The sequence below is a fragment of the Synechococcus sp. CCY9201 genome (genome assembly GCF_034931105.1).
Classification (GTDB): Bacteria; Cyanobacteriota; Cyanobacteriia; order PCC-6307; family Cyanobiaceae; genus CBW1002.
Genome location: NZ_JAYGIC010000097.1, coordinates 1 through 20,014 on the forward strand (window position 1 = coordinate 1; position 20,014 = coordinate 20,014).

At 62.6% G+C, this 20,014-nt stretch carries 17 protein-coding genes and 1 pseudogene; 10 read left to right on the forward strand and 8 right to left on the reverse strand.

What is annotated here, in order from left to right; genetic code table 11:
- Positions 1 to 176 precede the first annotated feature (176 nt).
- A complete protein-coding gene (locus tag VB716_RS09835) occupies positions 177 to 497 on the reverse strand; it encodes an MTH1187 family thiamine-binding protein (protein WP_323270343.1) in 321 nt (106 codons plus the stop codon).
- Positions 498 to 645: 148 nt separating this feature from the next.
- Between VB716_RS09835 and VB716_RS09840 the strand changes: the two genes are divergently transcribed.
- Complete coding sequence (locus VB716_RS09840) at positions 646 to 1,035, forward strand: hypothetical protein (protein ID WP_323270344.1); 390 nt, start codon at positions 646 to 648, stop codon at positions 1,033 to 1,035.
- Positions 1,005 to 1,214 (forward strand): annotated as a pseudogene (locus tag VB716_RS17450) (AbrB-like transcriptional regulator); the annotation flags it as partial. The gene VB716_RS09840 and the pseudogene VB716_RS17450, both read left to right, overlap by 31 nt.
- Before the next feature lie 120 nt (positions 1,215 to 1,334).
- Here the strand turns inward: VB716_RS17450 and VB716_RS09850 are convergent.
- Positions 1,335 to 2,054 (reverse strand): GAF domain-containing protein, encoded by a 720-nt coding sequence (locus VB716_RS09850; protein WP_323270345.1) that lies wholly within the window; start codon positions 2,052 to 2,054, stop codon positions 1,335 to 1,337.
- A 378-nt stretch (positions 2,055 to 2,432) separates the two neighbouring features.
- A complete protein-coding gene (locus VB716_RS09855; RefSeq protein WP_323270358.1) occupies positions 2,433 to 3,053 on the reverse strand; it encodes a DEAD/DEAH box helicase in 621 nt (206 codons plus the stop codon).
- Positions 3,054 to 3,401: 348 nt separating this feature from the next.
- Between VB716_RS09855 and VB716_RS09860 the strand changes: the two genes are divergently transcribed.
- Positions 3,402 to 3,698, forward strand: coding sequence for a type II toxin-antitoxin system HigB family toxin (locus VB716_RS09860; protein ID WP_323270346.1), 297 nt, complete (start codon positions 3,402 to 3,404; stop codon positions 3,696 to 3,698).
- Positions 3,695 to 4,168 (forward strand): helix-turn-helix domain-containing protein, encoded by a 474-nt coding sequence (locus VB716_RS09865; RefSeq protein ID WP_323270347.1) that lies wholly within the window; start codon positions 3,695 to 3,697, stop codon positions 4,166 to 4,168. Before VB716_RS09860 ends, VB716_RS09865 begins: the two co-directional genes overlap by 4 nt.
- Before the next feature lie 107 nt (positions 4,169 to 4,275).
- Here the strand turns inward: VB716_RS09865 and VB716_RS09870 are convergent, their stop codons facing one another.
- The gene (locus VB716_RS09870) at positions 4,276 to 4,545 is read right to left on the reverse strand and encodes a hypothetical protein (protein ID WP_323270348.1); all 270 of its coding nucleotides are present in this window, start codon (positions 4,543 to 4,545) and stop codon (positions 4,276 to 4,278) included.
- Here VB716_RS09870 and VB716_RS09875 point away from each other — a divergent pair.
- Both VB716_RS09875 and VB716_RS09880 read left to right on the forward strand, forming a co-directional pair.
- On the forward strand, positions 4,532 to 6,460 hold the full coding sequence (locus VB716_RS09875; RefSeq protein ID WP_323270349.1) for a mechanosensitive ion channel family protein: 1,929 nt from the start codon (positions 4,532 to 4,534) through the stop codon (positions 6,458 to 6,460). The two genes, VB716_RS09870 and VB716_RS09875, sit on opposite strands and share 14 nt — an antisense overlap.
- A 424-nt stretch (positions 6,461 to 6,884) precedes the next feature.
- Positions 6,885 to 7,988, forward strand: coding sequence for a linear amide C-N hydrolase (locus VB716_RS09880; protein ID WP_323270350.1), 1,104 nt, complete (start codon positions 6,885 to 6,887; stop codon positions 7,986 to 7,988).
- Between the two features lie 513 nt (positions 7,989 to 8,501).
- Here VB716_RS09880 and VB716_RS09885 read toward each other — a convergent pair.
- The 3 genes from VB716_RS09885 to VB716_RS09895 form a co-directional block, all read right to left on the reverse strand.
- Positions 8,502 to 8,975, reverse strand: a complete 474-nt coding sequence (locus tag VB716_RS09885; protein ID WP_323270351.1) for a hypothetical protein — start codon at positions 8,973 to 8,975, stop codon at positions 8,502 to 8,504.
- Positions 8,976 to 10,191: 1,216 nt separating this feature from the next.
- Positions 10,192 to 12,216 (reverse strand): magnesium chelatase ATPase subunit D, encoded by a 2,025-nt coding sequence (bchD, locus tag VB716_RS09890; protein WP_323270359.1) that lies wholly within the window; start codon positions 12,214 to 12,216, stop codon positions 10,192 to 10,194.
- Positions 12,217 to 12,320: 104 nt separating this feature from the next.
- Positions 12,321 to 16,133, reverse strand: a complete 3,813-nt coding sequence (locus VB716_RS09895) for a cobaltochelatase subunit CobN (protein ID WP_323270352.1) — start codon at positions 16,131 to 16,133, stop codon at positions 12,321 to 12,323.
- Positions 16,134 to 16,289: 156 nt separating this feature from the next.
- On the opposite strand from VB716_RS09895, the gene VB716_RS09900 reads away from it, so the two are divergent.
- On the forward strand, positions 16,290 to 16,967 hold the full coding sequence (locus VB716_RS09900) for a serine/threonine protein kinase (RefSeq protein ID WP_323270353.1): 678 nt from the start codon (positions 16,290 to 16,292) through the stop codon (positions 16,965 to 16,967).
- A 14-nt stretch (positions 16,968 to 16,981) separates the two neighbouring features.
- On the opposite strand, the gene VB716_RS09905 is transcribed toward VB716_RS09900, so the two are convergent.
- The gene (locus tag VB716_RS09905; RefSeq protein ID WP_323270354.1) at positions 16,982 to 17,998 is read right to left on the reverse strand and encodes an SDR family NAD(P)-dependent oxidoreductase; all 1,017 of its coding nucleotides are present in this window, start codon (positions 17,996 to 17,998) and stop codon (positions 16,982 to 16,984) included.
- A 343-nt stretch (positions 17,999 to 18,341) separates the two neighbouring features.
- On the opposite strand from VB716_RS09905, the gene VB716_RS09910 reads away from it, so the two are divergent.
- The 3 genes from VB716_RS09910 to VB716_RS09920 all read left to right on the forward strand — a co-directional run bounded on the left by VB716_RS09910 (position 18,342) and on the right by VB716_RS09920 (position 19,984).
- The gene (locus VB716_RS09910) at positions 18,342 to 18,587 is read left to right on the forward strand and encodes a hypothetical protein (protein WP_323270355.1); all 246 of its coding nucleotides are present in this window, start codon (positions 18,342 to 18,344) and stop codon (positions 18,585 to 18,587) included.
- A gap of 14 nt (positions 18,588 to 18,601) precedes the next feature.
- Positions 18,602 to 19,531 (forward strand): hypothetical protein, encoded by a 930-nt coding sequence (locus VB716_RS09915; RefSeq protein ID WP_323270356.1) that lies wholly within the window; start codon positions 18,602 to 18,604, stop codon positions 19,529 to 19,531.
- Between the two features lie 252 nt (positions 19,532 to 19,783).
- Positions 19,784 to 19,984 (forward strand): hypothetical protein, encoded by a 201-nt coding sequence (locus VB716_RS09920; RefSeq protein ID WP_323270357.1) that lies wholly within the window; start codon positions 19,784 to 19,786, stop codon positions 19,982 to 19,984.
- Positions 19,985 to 20,014 lie beyond the last annotated feature (30 nt).

Consider the following 20,014-nt stretch of genomic DNA (forward strand, 5'->3'; position numbering starts at 1 on the left):
TGGCTGCCAGTGCGGCAACCGAAGATTGGCCGGAATCACCGGCATTGAGATGCCGATAACCAAGACCATTGGCTCAGCAAGTTCTTGTGCTCGCTGGCGCTGCTGGTTTCGGGCGACAAACTCCTAGCCCTTGGGCTTCTGCGAAGCAGTAGGGCGCCCGACACGGGGCGCCCTTCTCATTGGCCCCCTTCCGGCAGTTGTTGGAGCAACGCTTCGACGCTCGCCACCTTGGCTTCCAGCGTCTGATCTCGATCGGTGCGGGTGTTGACCCTCACGGTGGTGAAGATGCGGGGAGCGCCCATGGCGTGTACGGCCGTATGGCAGGCCTCGATCGCAGCGAACACCGGTCCCCACTCGCCCTCGATCGCGGTGCCGTTGGGGTGCAGCTGGATCTTGAGACCGGCGTCCAGCAGCACCCGCTCACACGCAGCGATGTAGGGGGCCAGGTTGATGCCGACCCCAATCGGAACAACGCAGAGATCGACGATCACCTTCATCGGACGTGCCTCAGGAGCCTTCCTTGAGAGGGTCCCATCCTCCTGGCCACCTCTTCCATCCGGCCGAGAAGGCCTCTGGCTTCCCCGGCCGTGCCATGCCTGCTCAGGTGGGCAGACCTAGCGTTTGGGCAATGCCGCCGGGTGGGCCATGGCTGTGGTAAACCGCTGCGCGGTGGGGATTTACCCCAGCGGGCAACTGCTCGACTGGGCACGCCAGCTCGAGCTGGATGTGGAAGCTGCCGGAGCTCGTGAGCCCTGCCTGTACCTGATCCCTGACTACGACACGCAGGAGGAGGCCGAGGAAATCCTCGAGGAGGTCTACGAGGCGATTTTTGAGGCGGAGCTCGACTACTGGCATCGCGACACCGGCACCTGGCCGGCAGAGCCCACCTATGGGGTATTCCGCAAATGGTTCGAGGTGCGCTTCTACCCCCTGATTCAGGACCTGGTGGGCGAGGAACTCACCGCCACTGACGTGGATGAAGAGTTGATCAGTGAGCTGCGCACGGCGCTGGAGGGGCTGGAGCCGCACCCCTGAGCTACGTGGCCAAGGTGCAGTACCGCTGCGCGGAAGCCATCGGCTACAACGGCAACCTGCTGGTGCGTAAGGCCTTCACCGGCCTGCTCGACTTCAGGCCTGGTGATGAGTTCGAGATCAAGCTGGGTAAGAAGCAGATCCAGCTGACCCCGGTTGGCGCCAGCGGCGTCGAGGATTGAGGGAAGCTTTCGCATCAATTACGGGTGGCGTCAAGGCCTCAGTCGCTGCTGGCTTGAGGCACAACTTTCCCTAGCATTGCTGCCCTTGGCGCAGGGGCACGGTGCAGGAAAACCAGCTTGTCAAGGGCTGTATGCGTCCTCCTGTCGCATCGCCTCAGCCACCTCAGGAAAGTGCTTTTCGATGCAGGACTCGCACACTCCATGGGTGAAGGCCACATCGGCGTGCTGTTTGATGAAGGCCTCCACGCTCGACCAGTAGCCGGCGTCGTTGCGGATCGCCTTGCAATACGAACAGATCGGGATGAGCTCTTCGATCAGGTTGATCTTCTCCAGGGCCTGAGCCAGCCGGGCGGATACCAGCCGCAGCTCCAGCTGGGTCACGACCTGGCGGGCGATCCCCTCCAGGGCCCGGATCTGGGCGGCGTTCAGCTCCCTCGGCTCATGGTCGATCACGCAGAGGGTGCCCAGGGGCAAGGCCTCCGGCGACAACAACGGGACGCCCGCATAGAAGCGGATGTTGGGTTCCGATGTCACCAGGGGATTAGCCGCAAAGCGTGGATCGAGGTGGGTGTCCTGAACCACCAGGATGTCGTCCTGGAGAATGGCGTGAGCACAAAAGGAGACGTCCCGGCTGGTTTCCGTGGCCTCCAGGCCGAACTTCGATTTGAACCACTGCCGGTCAGTGTCGACCAAGCTGACCAGGGCAATCGGCACGTCGCAGACATAGGCCGCCAGCGCTGTCAGATCGTCGAAGGCCTGCTCGGGTGGTGTGTCGAGGATGCGGTAGTCGCGAAGGACATCAAGCCGTTCTTGCTCTCGCTCGGTCAGTGGCGCCTTCATGGGCATGAAACCGAGGGATCCTGACGTCCAGCGGCCTCATTGTGGGGCTCACTCCCTCGGCACTGGAGCGACTTCACGTTTCCTCACCCCTCTCCACACCCGAACAGGGCATAGGCTCCGTCCTCGAGGGGTTTGAAAGGGTTAAATTTAAGTGATGGAGCACCTGAACTGGGGATATGTCCAATTAGGCCTGCTTGCCCTTGCTTTTGGTGGTCTGCAGGTCTGGTGGATCAGCAGCACTCTGAGGACAGGAGGCCTCGCCAAACCCCTGAGCGCAAAGGGTTTCCGCAGATCCTTGGAACGGATCTGGGCGAAAGGTCGATAGACGAGTACAGAGGAGCAATTCTTGCCGCTTCATAACGGCGGAAGCAAGGAGCACTACTTACTGACCGCCTTCCAAATCCACCAGGTCACCAGTCCGACAAGCACCCAGGGAACCAACGATCGGAAGACCACAAAGACCAGCGGAACCACCAAGGCAGAGACGGCCGTCCGATTGGTGAGCGCCTTCGACTCATCGGTCATGTAGGTGTGGAAGTCATCCACCACCAGATAGCGCAGAACGCTGGTTCCATCCGGCAGCTGACCGTTGTGCTCCCACAGGCTCTGCACATGGGGCTGCAGCAGCAGGTAGTCGAGCTGCTTGTAGTTGGTGAGTAGGGTGTTGGGCGGAGCCTTGTGCAGGGCGTCCTTGTCGGTGATCATGCTGGTGGCGCTCATCGCCACCGTTGGCGCGTCGTCGGAGGCGCCGATGTAGAGGCCGGCCCGCAGGCCTGCCAGGGCGGAAATGGTGTGGATCAGATCGGCGATGCGTCGCGCCTGGTCGGTGGCCAGGGCATTCATCGGGTAGATCAGGATCGCCTTGATGCCCCTCTGCCCCTGGGCGTGCTGCAGGCGGCAGTGTTCCAGAAGCGGCAGCAGGAAGCATTCGGTTTTGCCCGAACCGGTGCCGGTAGGGGGGGAACGGCAACGGGATCTGGGGGAACCAGTCGCGCCCAGAGCCCTGGTGGAACGGCAGCGCCACCGACACGTAGGGGCCCTTCAGCAGCCGTTCACGATCGGCGAGGAAGCGATCGATCAGCCCGCGAAGCCCGGCGTGGTGTGGTGAAAGGCGGTGCGAATCGCATCGCAGGCCACCTGCTCCAGTTCGCTGGCACCAACGGAGGGAAGCAAGTTGCGGGGCCGTGCGGCAGAAGCAGGCTAAGCGAGATCGCTGGTCTGCCAAGCGGTCTGGACCATACAGCCGCTGCATAGCGGTCTTAGCTGCACGACCGGCGCTGCGAGACGACCCAAGGCCTGGACGAACCAGCCTGCTGCTCCCATAATGGGAGGACACTGCCTTGCGACGTGCGCATCATCGCCAAGCGGACGCTCGTGCAGTTCTGGGAATCAGGCCATGGCGATGCCGAACAACCCCTCAAGGCATGGCATGCCGTTGCCAAGGCAGCCAGCTGGAGCGAACCTGCCGAGATCAAGGCGATGTTCTCGTCGGCAAGCTTTCTGGCCAACAACCGGGTGGTGTTCAACATCAGCGGCAACAAGTATCGGCTGATCGTCAAAATTGAATATCGCCTGAAGGCGATTTACATCCGCTTCATCGTCACCCATGCCGACTACGACAAGATTGACGCTTCCACGCTATGACCGTCACACTCCGCCCTATCCAACCCATTCGCACCGAGGCCGACTACGAGAGCGCCCTTCACGAGATTGATCTCTGCCTGGATGCCGACGAGGGAAGTCCAGAGTACGAAAGATTGGAAGTTCTTTCGATCCTCGTTGACGACTATGAGGCAAAGCACCATGACATTGGGCCTCCCGACCCCATTGCCGCGATTCAGTTCGCCCTTGAGCAACGTGGCTTAACACGAAAAGACCTGGGGGATGTGATCGGCAGCAGTGGACGCATTTCCGAGGTGATGAACAAGCAGCGCCCGCTGACGCTGGCCATGATCCGGAAGCTCATCACCAAGTTCAACATTCCCGCAGAAGTCCTCATCCGCAGTTCCGTCGATTCAACTGCAGAGAAGAGCGGCTTGGTTATGGCCTCCAGAGGAAGGTCATCCGTCATGAATCGCACCAATAGAGCCAATGCTCGAGTTGCAGCAGGCTGATCTCATGTGTTTGTCCAACGCCTGGGGGAAGCGAGGTCGCTCGGATTGGAATCAAGGCCTCGGCCACCGGCCCTCCACCAGAAACTACTCCCTGGGGGACTCTCCCGTCAGCCCCCCACCTCAGGCCAGCCGGTGGCACCCACCTCAATGGAGAAGGACAAGATCGTCTGCAGCCTTTCGGCAAGGGCCAGATCTGCCAAGGGCAGCGACAGCAGGATCTCGCTTGCTGGATGGAGCGCGGCGGCAACCGCTGGCGCTGTCACACAACTATCGGCCACTTCAGCTCGAAAGACGGCGAACAACCGTTCATCGCTGTTAATACACTCGCCCAGACAGAGACGTGATAGCTTTCCACGCAGCCGAGTGAGCCGCAGCATTTCTACGATTGGTTCCGCACGAGCAAAGATGCTCCGGTCAGTTTCGTTCGTGTGGTCGTGGCTGATTGCCGTCAGCGTTCTACTTGCAGTGCAGGTGCCGGCCATAGCTCAATTCTTCCCTACAACGGAGCCTGCTTTCAATCGGGTTACTGAAAAAGCTTTTCTACCCGTCTTCACGCAAGGGAACATCCAGCTGTCCCCACTCTTCCTCGATGGACGCGTGATTGCAACGGTTTCCAGCTTTATTGATATCAAGGGCACATCCCGCACTGTTGAGTCTGATCCCCCACTTACAGCGTCTCAACGCGCATTTGCCATCCATGCACGCCTGCAAAAATATCTGACCTCTATGTCTGCATATTCGTCCAAGATGTCCACATGGTCGAATGCCACCAGCATCGAGGAAAAGCAGCGTGTTCTCGAGCAAGAACTCAGCACCAAAATCCGCAAGAATGGACGAGCGTATGAGATTCTGATTGTATTTCCCAAGGGAGATCCTCCGGAATTGCTTGGTACGGTTACACCGGCAGACGTGGAAAGGGTTCGCCTACTTAGTTCTGTTCCAGAAGAACTGGCTACTCGAACTGCGCTCCATGCCAAGCGTGCACTTCTTGAGGCTTGGAAGCAACGCCAGGAGCCATTACTTCGAAGCTCAGTTCGGACTGGAATCATCGGACTTCTTGTGTTTGCCATAACCAGTGGTTTGACAGCACAAGTCCAGAAGCGCCTTGAAGCCTCTTCGCAAGTACTTGGAACTCGCCTTCGTATTGCCAACTGTACTGATACCGAACCCGATACAAGCTGCAGGATGACCCAGTTCGATTTGCATCGTTCAAGACTACAGCCTGGCATCAGCTTAAGTCTGTCCCTTGGACAAAGACTGAGCATCGTTTCTTTCTATCGCTCCTTTCTATTCTGGGGTCAGTTCCTGCTTTGGACCTGTGGCATCGCTTGGATTGCTGGGCTTTTCTACTGGAGTCGCCCGTTCAGCAATTGGATCACGGGAGTATCAATTCGAGGCCATTTGATTACCGGAGATTCCTTCAATACCGCTGGCTGGCCTCCGTTAGATTGGTTGTTGAGCCTCGGTCGCGAAGCAACGATTGGAGCCCCATTGGTGATCTTATTTTTAGTCATGGCGACCAGAATCTCAATCAAGACTGGCAATCTTGCTTGTGATCAGTATGTCAGCAGGTGGATACTCTTGCAGGAAGATACGCGGGCTGGACTTCGAGCCCGCACCATTGCCCACTCTTTGAAGGCATGGATTCGAGTTGTGATCTATCTTTTCCTTGGGATCGTAGTTTTCTATCAACTCAACCAACTCGGCGCCGTAACTCAGGCCGTTGCAATTCTGCTAGGTTTCCTCAGTTTTGCGCTTTCTCTTGCCTCTCAGAGCCTGCTCAAGGATTTAATTGGAGGTATGTTGATTTTGATCGAAGATCAATATGCTGCTGGAGATGTTGTCACTATCGGCAACGAGAGTGGCATGGTCGAAGACATTGGCCTTCGAGTCACACATCTCAGAAACCTGGACGGTGAGCTCATCAGCATTCCGAATGGAACTATTGCCACGGTCCGCAATCTTTCCAGCAGTTGGTCAAGGGTTAACTATGCTGTTAAAGTTGATATCAGCTCTGATCTTGAGACTGCAATCGCAACGATGGATTCAGTTGCTCAGCGGCTATACGGTGATCTAGCATGGTCCGAGCTTATTCTTGAGCCTCCAGAAGTTCTTGGTGTTGATGAGATCTCACATACGGGAGTGCTTATTCGCGTATTGATCAAGACCAAGCCCTTGCAACAATGGCTAGTCGCTCGTGAATACAGGCGTCGGCTAAAGCCTGCCTTTGATGCTGAGGGGATTTCAGTCGGAATTCCGAAGATGTGGTTGGTTGAATCTGAAAAGGCTTGACAGCGTCTCTGCGATCATCCTGTGCAGCATCTCGAGAACTGGCATAGGACGTTGGCGTCGTGGCAAGAGCCTCCTCATTGCTCTGGCCAGAGTTAAATTTGGATAGGGTTGCCCTTGGCAGCAGGCCCTACCGCTCCAAGCCAGAAACAGTGGAAAACAGATGCAATGTTGGGTAGAGCAACGCACCCGACTCTTGGCCTACCACTTGCTTTGCCCGAGACACCATCAGCGATGCCTGATTGATTTGGTGAACGATTAGAGCACATTGAGCAAACGCACATGTTCTCAGTCGTGCATCCGGCCTGGAATCCTCTGAAAAGAAGCGGCGTCTGCACGCTGATGCGTCGGCTGCAAAGGGATATGGGCCAGGTTTTAAGGATAGAATCGTTGATGATACTTGCGTCAGCCAAGGAAGGAGATCAACATGTGTACCTCGCTTGTGTACCGCGACGCGGCCGGAAGGGCCTATTTCGGGCGGACGCTCGAGCTGACGGTGAACCTGCCTTATCAGATCGCTTGGTTCCCCACCGGCTACATGATGCGTTCGCAGATAGCGGATCACCCGCCCGTGAATTTCACGACCCGTTACGGAGTGCTCGCCATTGCAATGCCGGAGCGAAACCCAACCAAGGATAATCCCATTCGTCATGCGGATCTCAAGATTCTGGAGGGAATGAACGATCATGGCCTGACGTTCAGTTTGCTGTCTTATCCGATGGCCGCCGGGGCAGAGGTACCAGGCCCGGGCGAGACTGCGGTTCTTTCGGCTTCCGATCTTGGGCTATGGGCACTGGGTCAGTTTCGATCGGTTGCCGAAGTCAAAGCTGCCATCGCCACACAGCCGGTGAAGTTGGAGTCTCTTGCGATTCTGGGGGGCGTGGTGTCTCCCTTCCACTATGTGGTGAACGATGCCACTGGTGCCTCCTTCGTCATCGAGTTCCACAAGGGAGAGATCTCCTTCTATGACAATCCCGTGGGTGTGCTGACCAACGCTCCTCGCTTCAAATGGCATTTGACCAATCTTGACAACTACACCTTCCTCAGCAACGTGGATCGGGCCACAGCTACCTTTGGCAACTACGTGGCAGCTCAGCCGGATTCGGGAATTGCGACTACGGGCTTGCCAGCGTCCAACACATCAGTGGGACGATTCGTGCGCGCAGCGTTCTATGCCCAATATGCTGAAAAGGCGACTACGCCGGACAAAGCCGTGACGACTCTCGCTCATATGATGAACAATTTCGACAGGCCGCGGGGGCTGACGATTGATTTACCGGAGAACGGGATCGGCCATCTTGAGGTGAAAGGTCTCGACAGGCTTGGCAGCGGCGCTGTCACCGAGTTCACTTGCTGGACAAGCCTCTCAGACCTGGACCGAAAGCTCTTCTTTCTTCGGGATTACGACTCTCACAACTATACTCGATTTGACCTCTCAGCTCTTGCCGGAGCCAGCAAGCCTCTGTCGCTGCCGATGCATTGTTTCGGTGGTGATGCGTTAGAAGGCACTACTGCATTGAAAGCGGCTTGAAGCCCGTGCCTGTTGTCCCTCCTGGCTGCTTATATCTCCATTGGCAGCATGAGGCCTGCGCTCCAGAGTGAGGCCCATCTCGATGGGCCCGCTCCCTTGAGCCTCAGCAACCATTCATTGGTTCGCCTCAGCGGACGAATCGCAGTGGCCAGCGGCTCGCTGCTTCCGTCTCGGTGTATTCGATCAGGCCCTGGATCAGCTGGCTCTCCGCCCGTCTCTGCGGGGGCATTGGCAGTGGCTCCGCATTTGGGAAGAAACCCTCGGCCTGACCACCATGACCGTCAGTATGAGCGAGGCCGTTGCCGCCGCTGAGGCGTAGGCCTTGGCTGCTTCTGGGGTGTGCGTCGCGACCGTGGCAACTGAGCTCCATCGGAAGCCTGGGTTGAAATGACGGAGGCCCCAGCCTCTGTGAGTTTCGCCAGTGGCCCTGGTTCCTACTGATTGAGGGGCTTGGAGGGGGTGAGCTCGTACTTGCAGGAGCTACGAGATCAGGGCCAGTCTCCTGTCTCTGACTCAGTTCGCTTGAGCGCGCAGCTGCTTACACGACACCAGGAAGCCGCTGACATGGTCGGACCACTGGGCCAGCGCCAGCATCTCCCGGGGCTGCCTGGCAAACCCTTTCTGGGAGAGACCGGTGAGCTCGGCCAGGTTGTCGTGGGTGACCAGGGGCTTGCTGCGCTTGGCGGCTTCACAGGCAGCGACGAACTCCTGTCCCTGTTCGGCCAGGCACTGGGCGTAGGCCTCCTCGAAGGGCACCCCCTGCTCCTGCAGCCGCACGAAGACATCCAGCTCAGGCGGGAGGTGCTCCAGCCATAACGGCAGGCTCTGCACCGGCCCGATCGTGACTTCACCACTCTGGAGGTGGATCAACACCACGGTGGCTTCCAGGGTCCAGCTGGGTTGGGCGAGCAGCTTGCCGGCGGCGATCTCGAAGGACTCGCGGTAGTCCTCGACCAGGGCCTGGTGAATCTGAGCGAGGTCAGGCATGGCCAAGGAGTTGCACGACAAAGCCCGGTGACGAGGCCACCGGGCTTGAATTGTGGGTTGTGAGGGCGGAGCTGCTGACGCTGGCACCTGGGGCCAGGTGTCTATCGGGACGGTTCCGTTGGGTCCGGGGCACCTGAGGCGGTGCAATGGACGGCGCCAGGGTTGTTTCAGCAAAACAGCCGCGACACGCCAGGAACGTCAGTGATCCGTTGAGAGTGTTGGAGCAGGGGCCGGATCGTCAGCGCACTCCTGACGGTTGCTCAGGTGGGGTGTCTTCCATCCGTTGGAGCCTCCCGGGTGTTGATGGTGGGGTTCCCCCGATTTTGAGGCCATGAGTTGATGGCACCTGCGGAGGTGAGCGGTCCCATCGATGATCCGGCCCAGCGCCGTTCCAGATTCGCCCGTAGATCGCCATAGGCCCAAACAGCAGCCTCGTCAAACGGCAGAATTGTCAAGGGAGCGAGAAACATCTCCAGCGCTTGGCGGTTGCGGATTGAGCCGCTTTAGGCCACCCCGAAAGCCAATTCAGCGGCCACCACACTGCAGAGGCCGCTCTGCTCAAGAAGGTGGCGGAGCATGAACGGCTTGATGGCCGTAGCCAGCTCGGTGATGGTGTGGCACGTGGGATAAACAGAACACTCCAGCAGGACAAACCAAGCCTTCGTCGTACACGGGTCATCCCAAACCCTGGCCGAACGTGATCTGCGCCCTTCATTGGCGCCACCTAGAGCTCAGATGCTGACATTGAGGGCGTGCTTCGCAGGACCGCTTCTCACAAGAGGAGCCGGATCGACAAGGCTGCAGGCATCGCCTCGGAGTCCATTCCCTTGTCCCGGTTCCTGACGCAGCCTCTGGAGCTGCTCGCCACGCTCGTGCCCGTGCTGCTCCTGGCTGTGCTGGTGGCCAGGGCAGAGGAGTCCAGCCCGTGCGCGGCCACACCTGCACTCCAGCGCCCCGCTGTTCCTGCAGACGTGCGTGGCTCAGGGGGCAGCGAAACAGGGATTTCCACCCACTCCCAGCTGGTCTGCGGATCGGAAGCCCCAAGGCTCTGGTGATTGGTGGATTCAAAGCCACCACCACGACCGCTGGCTTGGCCAGGCCATTGGCCCGCAGATGGCAGTTGGCCTTCTCCCGGAAGGCTGGAGCCACTGCTGCCCAGAGTCCCCGGTCTACGGCCACCCGTGGCCCCAGAGCAATCGCACCGCAAGCGATCTGGTTATCTTCGGGAAACCCCATTGACAGACCGGTGGTCCAACAGCCTGCGGGTGTTGGCCGCGATCTCCCGCTGGCTTGCCTTGGGAAGCCGTTGATGGCGCCCGCCCCCTTGCCGCGCCAGATCAGCCCCCAGGCACGAGTCCCGATGCCGGGTGCCGGTATCGATCACCAGCAGCTCCATGCCCAACCGGCGGATCGCCGCAGCAAGACCCAGCACTTCCTGGCGCATGCCCTCAAGACCCATGGGTTCAGGGCTGTCCCCCCCCGGGCCTGGATCACCCGCAGAGGCCAGTGATCGGCTGAGCGACACATTGGCGTTGCCGTCGCTGATCAGCACGATCAGAATTTCACCCACATCCTTGGCCCGGCGGGCGTTCTCGCCAAGCCGCACCGCCAAGGCCAGACCATGGGCCAGCGGCGAACCGCCGCCGCAGGGGAGGCGTTCCAGCCGGCGTGAGGCTGCGGTGATCGAGCGGGTCGGGGGCAGCTGCACCTCGGCCCGCCGGCCACGGAACGTGATCAAGGCGACCTGGTCGCGGCTGCGGTAGGCCTCGCTGAGGAGCTGCAGGGCGGCGCCCTTGGCGGCCTGCATGCGGTTCAGGGCCATCGAGCCCGACGCATCCACCACGAAGATCACCAGCGCCCCTGCCTTGCGGACCAGCTGCTTGACGCGCAGATCCTCCTCGCGCAACAGCAGCTTCGGCCCATGCCAGTCCCGCCTGCTGCGATTCGAAGTCCCAGGACTGGCCCGCCGGCGCGCCCGCTGGTAGGGCGCCGCAGCCCGCAGGGTGGCGTCGATGGCCACGTGATGGATCGGCCCGTGAGGAATCAACGGCTTGACATAGCGGCCCCGATCCACCGAGCGCACCAGGCCTCCGCCGCCGGCCTTGCCGTGGCGCCTCTTGCCGCGGGCGGCCTGGGCCAGCAGGTGCGGATCCAGCAGCACTCCCTCCGGGGAAAACAGGAACGTGTCAGGAATGGCTTCGCTGCTGGGTTGGCCCCTGGCTGGTTCGGGCGGTGGCGCCTCCTGGTCAAGTGGTGGCTGGCCGTCAGAGTCGCTGGGCGGCTCTGACGGCGGTGGCGGTTCCGGCCTGGCATCCGGCAGTGCAGCGACCGCGGCTGAACGGGGCAGGATCACCAGCTCCACAGCCAGGCGCAGATCCTCCGCAGTGACGCGGCGGCGTCCCTGCAGGGCGGCATGGGCCCGGGCCACCCGCACGGCAAACAGATCGGCACGATGTCCCTCCACCCCGGCACGGATCGCCTCGTCCACCAGGTAGCGCAGCTGCGGCGGTGCCAGACGCACCCGTGACAGCAGACAACGTCCGTCGACGATTCGCTGTTGGAGTTCCGCAAGACCCGGCCCGAAGTGTCGCCAGAAGGCCTGCGGATCGGTGGCCTGCTGCAGCACTCTCGCCACCACCTCCACCCGTTCGTCGAGTTCCAGCGGGGTGTCGGCCGAGAGCACCATGGCCAGGCGATCGATCAAGTGGGCCCGCAGCTCCCCCTCGGCGGGGTTGTAAGTGGCGATCAGCAGGGGACGGCAGGGATGGCGGAAGCTGATTCCCTCCCGCTCCACCTGATTGAAGCCGCCATCCACCACCGTGAACAGCAGGTTGGCGATGCCGGGATCCAGCAGGTTGATCTCATCGACATAAAGCACGCCGCGGTGCGCCTCGGCCAGCAGCCCCGGCTGGAACACGGCCCGGCCCCTCCGGATCGAGGCGCTCACGTCGACGGACCCCAGCAGACGGTCTTCGGTGACGCCCAGCGGCACCTGCACGAACGGCGCTGAAACCAGCCTGCTCACGGGCGTGCGGCTGATTCTGGCGCGGTGGGCGACGGTGGCATCATCCCAGTCGCCGGGCTCGGCCGGGTCGGCGTTGCAGCAGGAGTGCCGAATCACCCGGATCGGCGGCAACAGGGCATGCAGCGCTCGGGCCAGTACCGATTTTGCGGTGCCCCGCCGCCCGGCGATCACGATCCCGCCCAGGCCGGGATCCACCGCCAGCAGCAGCAGGGCCATGCGGATCGAGGCCTGGCCCACGACGGCATTGAGCGGGAAGGCATGGGGCTTAAGGGCGGTGGGCTGAGCGGCAGAACGGGGGCCAGCCTGAGGGGAAGCCGCCACTAGGGACCCACCGTCACGGACACCCCCTCCAGCTCGGCGTCGGTGAGGTCGTAGAGGTCGCGCAGCCTCTCGAGCTTGTCGGACGGGGCATTCCACAGCCCGCGGCTGCTGGCCTCCAGCATGCGACCGACCACGTTGCGGAAGGCCTCGGGGTTGGCCTCCCGCAGCCGCTGCGCCATCGCCGCATCGAAGGCGTAGGTGTCGGCGGCCTGGTCGTAAACCCAGGGATCGCGGAAGCCTGAGGTGCCACCCCAGCCGACCAGGGCCGTCATGCGCTGGGAGATCTCGTAGGCCCCGCCGGATCCCATCGCCGCCATCGACTGGGCCCAGCGGGGATTGAGCAGCTTGGTGCGGTACTCCAGGCGCAGCAGTTCCTCGAGATCCCGGGGGGTGGTGTCACGCGAGAATGATTCCACAAAGCTGGCCGCAACCCGGCCACCCGGCTTGGTCTCCCGCTGGGCCACCTCTGCAGCGCGTTTGAGGCCGCCGGTGTTGGCGTAATACTCCTGGATGTCGGTGAGGCCGTACTCCACCGAGTCGATCTGCTGGACCACCCGTTCGGTGCTGCGCAACAACGCAGCCAGCACCTGGGGGCGAGCCTGGCCCTTGTCAGCGCGGCCATAGCTGAACACGTTGCGGTCCTGCCAGGTGCTCGCCAGCTCTTCCCCGTTCTCCCAGTTGGCATCGGTGACCCGATCGTTCACCAGCGAGCCGAAGTCACCGGCGGGGTTGGAAAACAGACGGGCTGTGGGGTTGTCGATCCCCTGGGCTTGCAGCGCCCGGGCGTGGCGGCGGATGGCGTTGCGCTCCTCCGGTTCATCAGCGCTGGCAGCACGGCGGAACAGGTCGTCCAGAAGCTCGATGATGTTCACGAAGCTGTCGCGGAAGATCCCCGACAGGTTGACCAGCACATCGATGCGCGGGTGGTCGAGGGCCTCCAGGGGCTTGAGGTCGTAGCGCACGATCCGACCGGTGCCTTCCTTCACCGGTTCGGCACCCACCAGCTCCAGCAGGATCGCCAGCGATTCGCCGCGGGTCTTGATCGCATCAAGGCCCCAGAGCATCACGGCCACGGTCTCGGGCCAGGCGCCGCCATTCTCGCTCCGGTGCTTCTCGAGGATGCGCAGGGCGATCGCACGGCCCCGCACCATCGCCCCCGGCGAGGGCATGCGGTAGGGGTCGAGGGCGTGGATGTTCCTGCCGGTGGGCAGAACGCCAGGGCCGTCGCGCAGCAGATCACCACCGGGAGCAGGGGGGATGTAGGCGCCCCCCAGGCCATCGAGCAGATGGTCGATCTCCTCGGTGCTGCGCTCCAGCAGCTGGCAGACGGTCAGAGCATCCAGCAGCCGCTGGGATTGCTCAGCTGACAAGCCGGGATGGAGGTGCTCAAGCTCCGCCGCCTGGGCGCGCACCATCGGCTGATCGGCGGCAGGGGTCAGCCGGCTGATCGCTTCCAGCAACTCCGGTTCGAGCGCGTCGCCGACGTAGGCCCTGAGGTACCCGAGCCGCTGCTCCTGATCCGGCGGCAGGCCGAGCGTGTGAAGACCACTGGAGAACAGGCGGCTCTCCAGCAGCTGCAGATAGCCACTGAGGCGCACGACCCAGGTGTGGAAGGCACCTTGGTCGGTGCGAACGTTGCCGGGTGCGGGGCAGTCGGCATCGAGGCCGCTGTCGCTCACCTGCTTGAGAATGCCCTCCCGCAGGGCCTCGTTGCGCTCGGGATCCTCCCGGTATTCAGCGATCAGCTCCCGCAGGGCGATCAGCTCCCGGTAGAGGCCGGCGCGGCCGTAGGGCGGCACGTTGTGGGAAACGATCACGCCATAGCCGCGCCGCTTGGCCAGCATCGACTCAGACGGGTTGTTGGCCGCATAGACATACAGATGCGGCAGGTGGCCCAGCAGCAGGTCGGGCCAGGAGGTGCCCGTGTTCCCCAGGGGCGAACCGGGCAGCCACTCCACCGTGCCGTGCATGCCGAAGTGCAGCACCGCGTCAGCCTTGAAGCCATGCTGCAGCCAGCCGTAGAAGGCGGCGTACTGGGGGTGGGGGGTGAGATCCCGCTCGTACATCAGCCGCATCGGATCGCCTGCCACCCCTAGGGGCGGTTGCACGCCGATCCACACCTTCCCAAGCCGCACTCCGCCCAGGAGAAAGCGATCCCCGAGGGTGCGGATGCCGGTGGCCGTCAGAGGCCCCCACTGCTTTTCGATCCGAGCGGTGTGCAGCGGTCCCAGCCACTGGCGCAGGGTGTCTGCCGTCACCGTGACGCTCCCGGTGTCTTCAAAACTCTGCCCTTCGGGAATGCGGGCAACCCAGGCGTCGTCGGCGTCCTTGACCTGGCGGATCAGCTCCTCACCACTGGCCGGCAGGGGGCCCACGTCGTAGCCCTCAGCCGCCAGCGCCTTCAGCACGGCCATCAGGGAGTCAGGGACATTCAGCAGAGCGGCGGTGCCGGTGGCGCCATAGCCAGGCGGGAAGCCGTAGAGAACGATCGCCAGTCGACGTTCGGCGGCGAGTTTGCGACGCAGGGCGATCCAGGCCTTGAGGCGCCCGGTGAGTCGCCGCAGCCGTTCGGGAATCAGATAGATGCGATCGCCCACCAGTCCCCCCAGAGGCACGGGGTCAATGGCGCCGTCCAATTCGGGCAGGGCGAACAGCACCACGCTCTGCAGCCCGCCGATCCCCTGGCGGGTCCAGGAATGCAGGTCCTGAATCAGCAGCGGTGCAGAGACCAGATAGGGAACGTTCTTGGCTCGCAGGATGCGCTGCGCCACCTCCTCGCGGCGGCCCGCCTCCATCGAACCGGCCGGGCCGCCCACCAGGGGAAAGCCGATCGTGGAGACGATGGCGTCCACAGCCACGGCATCCCGTCGGGCACCACTGGCCGGAGCCTCGGAGGTCTGCTCGGAGGTCTGCTCGGCGACCTGAGCGGTGGCCAGTTCGGTGGCGCTGGTCATCCAGTCCCGGACGGCCATGTGCCCTTCAACGCCATTGATGAACACCGGCAGCGGCACTAGTTCGGCGTCCTCGAAGGCGCGGATCAGCTGGGGAAGGTAGGGCTGGGCCGTGATCACATGCTTGCGGTAGAGCAGGAGCCCCACCACCGGCCAGTTGCCATGCCCGGCTGCGCTCTGGGGCCGCGTTTGGTGGAACCAGGCCAGGTACTCCCTTGGTGAGAGGAAGAAGCCGTCGTGATCGGGATGGACCAGGCCGAGATTCGGCGATTCCCTTGGCGGCGGGATCGCCCCAGGCCTGAGGCCGAGGCCATGGCGAGCCAGATAGAGGAACAGGGCCGCCACGTTCTCGCTGCCGCCGGCGTTCCAGTAGCCGTAGAGGATCAGCCAGTGGCGCAGGTCCTGGGCTTTGCGGAAGGGCAGGAAGCGCAGCAGCTTCGGCCCCACCTTGAGGAAGCCGATGTAGCCAGCCAGCTTGTCCTCCTCCCGTCCGCTGCCGAATTTGGCCAGCAGGGCCTGGATCGGCCGCGGCATACCGGCACTGCTGCCTCCGATCGTGAACCGCCCGAACCGGGTGAGCTCCATCAGCTCGATCGCTGACTCGAACACCAGCCGGATCGGAACCGTCACCGCGTGCTGGCGCAGCCACTCCACCTGATCGAAATCGAAGATCAGGCTGGCGAAGAAGGCATCGGCACCCTCCAGTGCGGCTGCCACATCAGCCGGGCGATCGCTGAGGTCACGGTCGCTGAACACGGCGATCGAGAGCTCGGGGCACTGGGCCATCGCCTGTTCAGCCGCCTGGCGGTAGAGACCGGCGTTAAAGGCCTCGAAGCCGGCCAGCAGCACGATCCTTTTCATGGCAGCCCCCCGCATCGCCATGACTTGATTCTGCTGCGGACCTGATCAGTCCGTTGGCTCAAGTGGTGACCGGGCCGCAACCTCTGCTTGATGAATCGATAATGGTTCAGTCAATGCCTCCAGCTCGAGAAGCGACCTCGCTCTTCAGGCCCATCAGTGAACGAACGCACGGCCGACCACCGCTTGTCGACACTGCTGGAGCGGGTTGAAGACCAGCTGCGCCCCGGGCTGCTGATTCGAAGCGTCGATCCCCATGACCCCGTCCGCGTGGACAGGATCCCCCAGCCCTGGCGCACGCTTGGTTGCGGCAACTACGCCGCGGTGCTCGTTCACCCTGACCATCCCGAGCAGGTGGTGAAGTTCTACGCACCGGGTCGACCAGGCATTGAGCAGGAGGCGGAGGTGTACCGCCGCATCGGCCACCATGCCGCCTACTCCCAGTGCTTTCACGTGGGCGAGGGCTATCTGGTGCTTCGGCGTCTGCAGGGGATCACCTTGTACGACTGCATCCGCACCGGTAGTCCCATCCCACTGCAGGCGATGCAGCACATTGATGAGGCCCTCGCCTATGCCGTCAGCCGCGGACTGCACGGTCACGATGTGCATGGCCGCAATGTGATGGTCCACGAGGGGCGGGGCCTGATCGTGGACATCTCGGACTTCCTCAACCCGGAACCCTGCCGGGCATGGCAGGACCTGCGCTGGGCTTACCACCGTCTGTATCGCCCCCTGATCGCCCCCCTGGGCCTGCAGGCACCAGGACCTGTGCTTGACCTGGTGCGCAGGAGTTACCGCCTCTATCGGCGCCTGAATTCGCAGGGCCGCAGCCGCTGAGTGGCCGTTGGGCCTCACGGCACTGATTTGGGGCTTGCGTGCGGAAAACCCTGCGCAGGCGCCATGCCCAGCTGCCGGGCCGAGAGGGTCCAGAGCTCACGGGCCAGGTCGCTTGAGCAGGCCTCGGCACTGGGCTCACTGACCTCAAACCGTCGCCTGCCTGGGCCCAGGACCTGGTTGCTCCAGTATTGGAATCCGCTGGGCTGCGGCGGTGACCCGGTGGCCAGGCCAGCCAGCAGGGCACCAGCTCTCTGGGGCGTTTCGGTGAGCCGCAGCAGGTCGCGGGCCACCAGGGCGAACAGGATCTGGCCGGTCGGGTTATGGCGCTGGCTGTAGCGGAAGAAGCCGCCGTTGCCGCGGGGGATCACCAGCCCCGGGCTCCAGGCGAGCACGGGCAAGGGCGTGCCCTCCTGCCGCAGCCGCCGCTCCACTTCCCGGGCCATCAACAGGTTGCAGAGCTTGCTGTCCTTGTAAGCCTTTTCGGCATGGAAGGCGCCGCCATCCAGCATTGCGGCACCGGGCCCTTGCCGCAGGCCGGCAAGGTCAGCGAGACCGGCGGGCTGGCCCACCTTTCCGCCGGCCGTGCTGGGGTCGTGCACCTCCGAGGCCGTGACCACCAGTCGCGGCGCGGTGCCCTGCAGCAGCAGGGGCAACAGTCGCTGCAGCAGGGCCTGGTGAGCCAGGTGGTTCACTGCGATGGTGAGCTCAAAGCCCTGCACTGACCAGCGGGGCTCAGCCGCACCGCTGTACTGCAGGCCAGCGTTGAGCACCAGCGAGTCGATCGGCCCTGCTGCCGCCAGCAGGGCATCCGCGCAGGCCTCGATGCTGGCCAGATCAGCCAGATCGCAGAGGATGGTCTGGAGCCGGCCGCTGAGCTGGCGGCGCAGGCGATCGGCGGTGGCGGCATCCCGGCAGAGCACGGTGAGGCGGTGGCCGGCCTGCAACAGCTGGGCGACTGCCTGAAAGCCGATGCCGGAGCTGCCACCGGTGAGCAGCACGTGTCTTGACGGGCCACCTGCTGTGCTGGTCACAGTGTGGTCATCACAGCCATCGCGATGGGGGCAGGGGGACTTGAACCCCCACAGTGTCGCCACCTGCGGATTTTAAGTCCGTCATAAAAGCAGCTTTCAAAGGATTTCTCAGCCAAGGGGTGCCTAGTTCGTGCCTAATCGTGGACGCAGCTGGCCCGTTTTGAGCATCATCGCCCCAGAGGGCATGTCTTGGCGGCGGGAATCCACTGATAGTGCCCAGCGCAGCTGCTCGAGGCACCTGGCACTAGCGATGGTGGGAACGCCTGGGAGCAGATCGGGAAATCCCGCTACAATTCGTCCCAGAAGAGCCTCATTGATACCGGGTGCGGTTCGATCGGCGACCATGGGTATGTCCATCTCAAGAGCGCGAGCTGAGACCCTCACCACCGCAGGCGACGAAGGAGCCCTGCAGGCAGGGATGGCTCTGGCAAGGCGGCACAGCGCCGCGGCGGCGCTCGCCGAGGCCAGCAGGGTGAAGGCTCTCCCCTCTGCGCTTGAGACGAATTTCGCCAGGGGCCTGACCGCAGACATCCAGATCGGGAGCCTGATCTCTGCCGATCTGGATCGCCTTGGGGAATTGCCGGCATGACAGCCCTGCAAGACATGAACTCTCTGCTGGAGTCGGAGAGCGAGCGCTGGAAGCGCCTGGCGGAGATTGCGAATCCGTGTAAGGGGCTGATGGAGCGGCTGCGGATACCGACCATTGGCGTGGGCCTCGATGCCCTGGCCGGCACCGAGTCGCTCCGCAGGATGGCGGAGGCCTGCGCCCCCCGCATCGCCTCCATGGAGATCGGACTGGGGCTCAATGCCATTGCCGCCCTCGGCTCGATTGGCAACCTCGGCGCCGTTGCTGCCCTCGCCGATCTGCACGCTCCGGTCCGCATCTATGCGGTTCCCCGCCTGCCGACACAGATCGTCCTTCGTTTTGAAAGAAGCCGAGACGCCTTCCGGGACAGACAGCCGCTCAGCCCAATCCCGGAGGCCCCGAGCCATCCAGAGCCGACAGGTTGGCTTGAAGACAGCCTCGAGGACGAAGGCGCGCGGAGGGTTCTGGAGCAGCTGAGTCGCTTCGTGCACTCGGAGGAGATCCCCAGCGATGCCCGGCAGGGGATGAGTTTGCTCATCACCTGGTGGAAACTGAATGGGCACCAGATCACCTCGGATCAGAGCCTTGAGTTCAACCGGGTCGTGCAGAGTTTCATCGGTGCCCAGCTCGGCCAGGCCACATCCTCGGATCAACACAAGCAATTCAAGAACGGACTGCTTGTGCCACAGGGCGAGAGTCGCCAGATGCTTTCTGCGGTAGAGCTTGCCCCGCGCATCTACACGTCTTTTGAGCTTTCCAAGATTCTCAATTACAACGATTCAACCATCCGACGTCATGCGGAATCTGCCTGGACGAAGGCTGGAGGTCGCGGACCATGCCCTTTGGGAAGGGGGTCCAATTGGTACGTAGTGGAAGCCGCAGAGGATGGGGGAGGGAAAAAACGCGGCTGGAAGTTTCAGCAACTCAGTGAGCGCCAAGAAGGCTGAGCCGGCTTTCCTGTCCGGTGAGCCGAAGGTCCCACGTTGTGGCCACTGATGGGGTTTTGCCTTGCAATCAAGGTGACAGATCAGAGTAGATAGGCACATTAGAGACATCTTCATGCCTGCATGGAATATCTAGAATCTGACGATCAGAGCTGAGCCGATGGCTGCTCAGAGTGAGCCAGAAAAGAGCAGCCGAGCCGATCAGCACGACCGCCCAGAGCGATCCACCCCCCTACCAAGCTGAGCTCTGAACCGATGCCCACCGCCTTGCCGAGCGGCAGCAGCCGTCAACCCCGGCGCTATCACTTGGTGGACCATCAGAGCCAGCCTCACCTTGAGCTCGATGAGCACTTCGATTCGATCGAGGAGGCCTGGGCGTTCGCCACCCACAAGGCTGAACCCTGCAAAGGTGAGCCCACAAGCCAAGTCCCCCCTGGCACCCCCTTCCTCCACTGATCCTGCCCAGGCGTCGCCGCAGCCCACCGA

Excerpts from the sequence above, each read along its gene's own strand:
- VB716_RS09840 (WP_323270344.1), top strand. The coding sequence starts at position 646 with ATGGCTGTGGTAAACCGCTGCGCGGTGGGGATTTACCCCAGCGGGCAA.
- VB716_RS09880 (WP_323270350.1), top strand. The coding sequence starts at position 6,885 with ATGTGTACCTCGCTTGTGTACCGCGACGCGGCCGGAAGGGCCTATTTC.
- VB716_RS09920 (WP_323270357.1), top strand. The coding sequence starts at position 19,784 with ATGCCCACCGCCTTGCCGAGCGGCAGCAGCCGTCAACCCCGGCGCTAT.
- VB716_RS09835 (WP_323270343.1), bottom strand. The coding sequence starts at position 497 with ATGAAGGTGATCGTCGATCTCTGCGTTGTTCCGATTGGGGTCGGCATC.
- VB716_RS09885 (WP_323270351.1), bottom strand. The coding sequence starts at position 8,975 with ATGCCTGACCTCGCTCAGATTCACCAGGCCCTGGTCGAGGACTACCGC.
- VB716_RS09915 (WP_323270356.1), top strand. The coding sequence starts at position 18,602 with ATGAACTCTCTGCTGGAGTCGGAGAGCGAGCGCTGGAAGCGCCTGGCG.
- bchD (WP_323270359.1), bottom strand. The coding sequence starts at position 12,216 with ATGGCCCTGCTGCTGCTGGCGGTGGATCCCGGCCTGGGCGGGATCGTG.
- VB716_RS09850 (WP_323270345.1), bottom strand. The coding sequence starts at position 2,054 with ATGAAGGCGCCACTGACCGAGCGAGAGCAAGAACGGCTTGATGTCCTT.
- VB716_RS09910 (WP_323270355.1), top strand. The coding sequence starts at position 18,342 with ATGGGTATGTCCATCTCAAGAGCGCGAGCTGAGACCCTCACCACCGCA.
- VB716_RS09870 (WP_323270348.1), bottom strand. The coding sequence starts at position 4,545 with ATGCTGCGGCTCACTCGGCTGCGTGGAAAGCTATCACGTCTCTGTCTG.
- VB716_RS09865 (WP_323270347.1), top strand. The coding sequence starts at position 3,695 with ATGACCGTCACACTCCGCCCTATCCAACCCATTCGCACCGAGGCCGAC.
- VB716_RS09895 (WP_323270352.1), bottom strand. The coding sequence starts at position 16,133 with ATGAAAAGGATCGTGCTGCTGGCCGGCTTCGAGGCCTTTAACGCCGGT.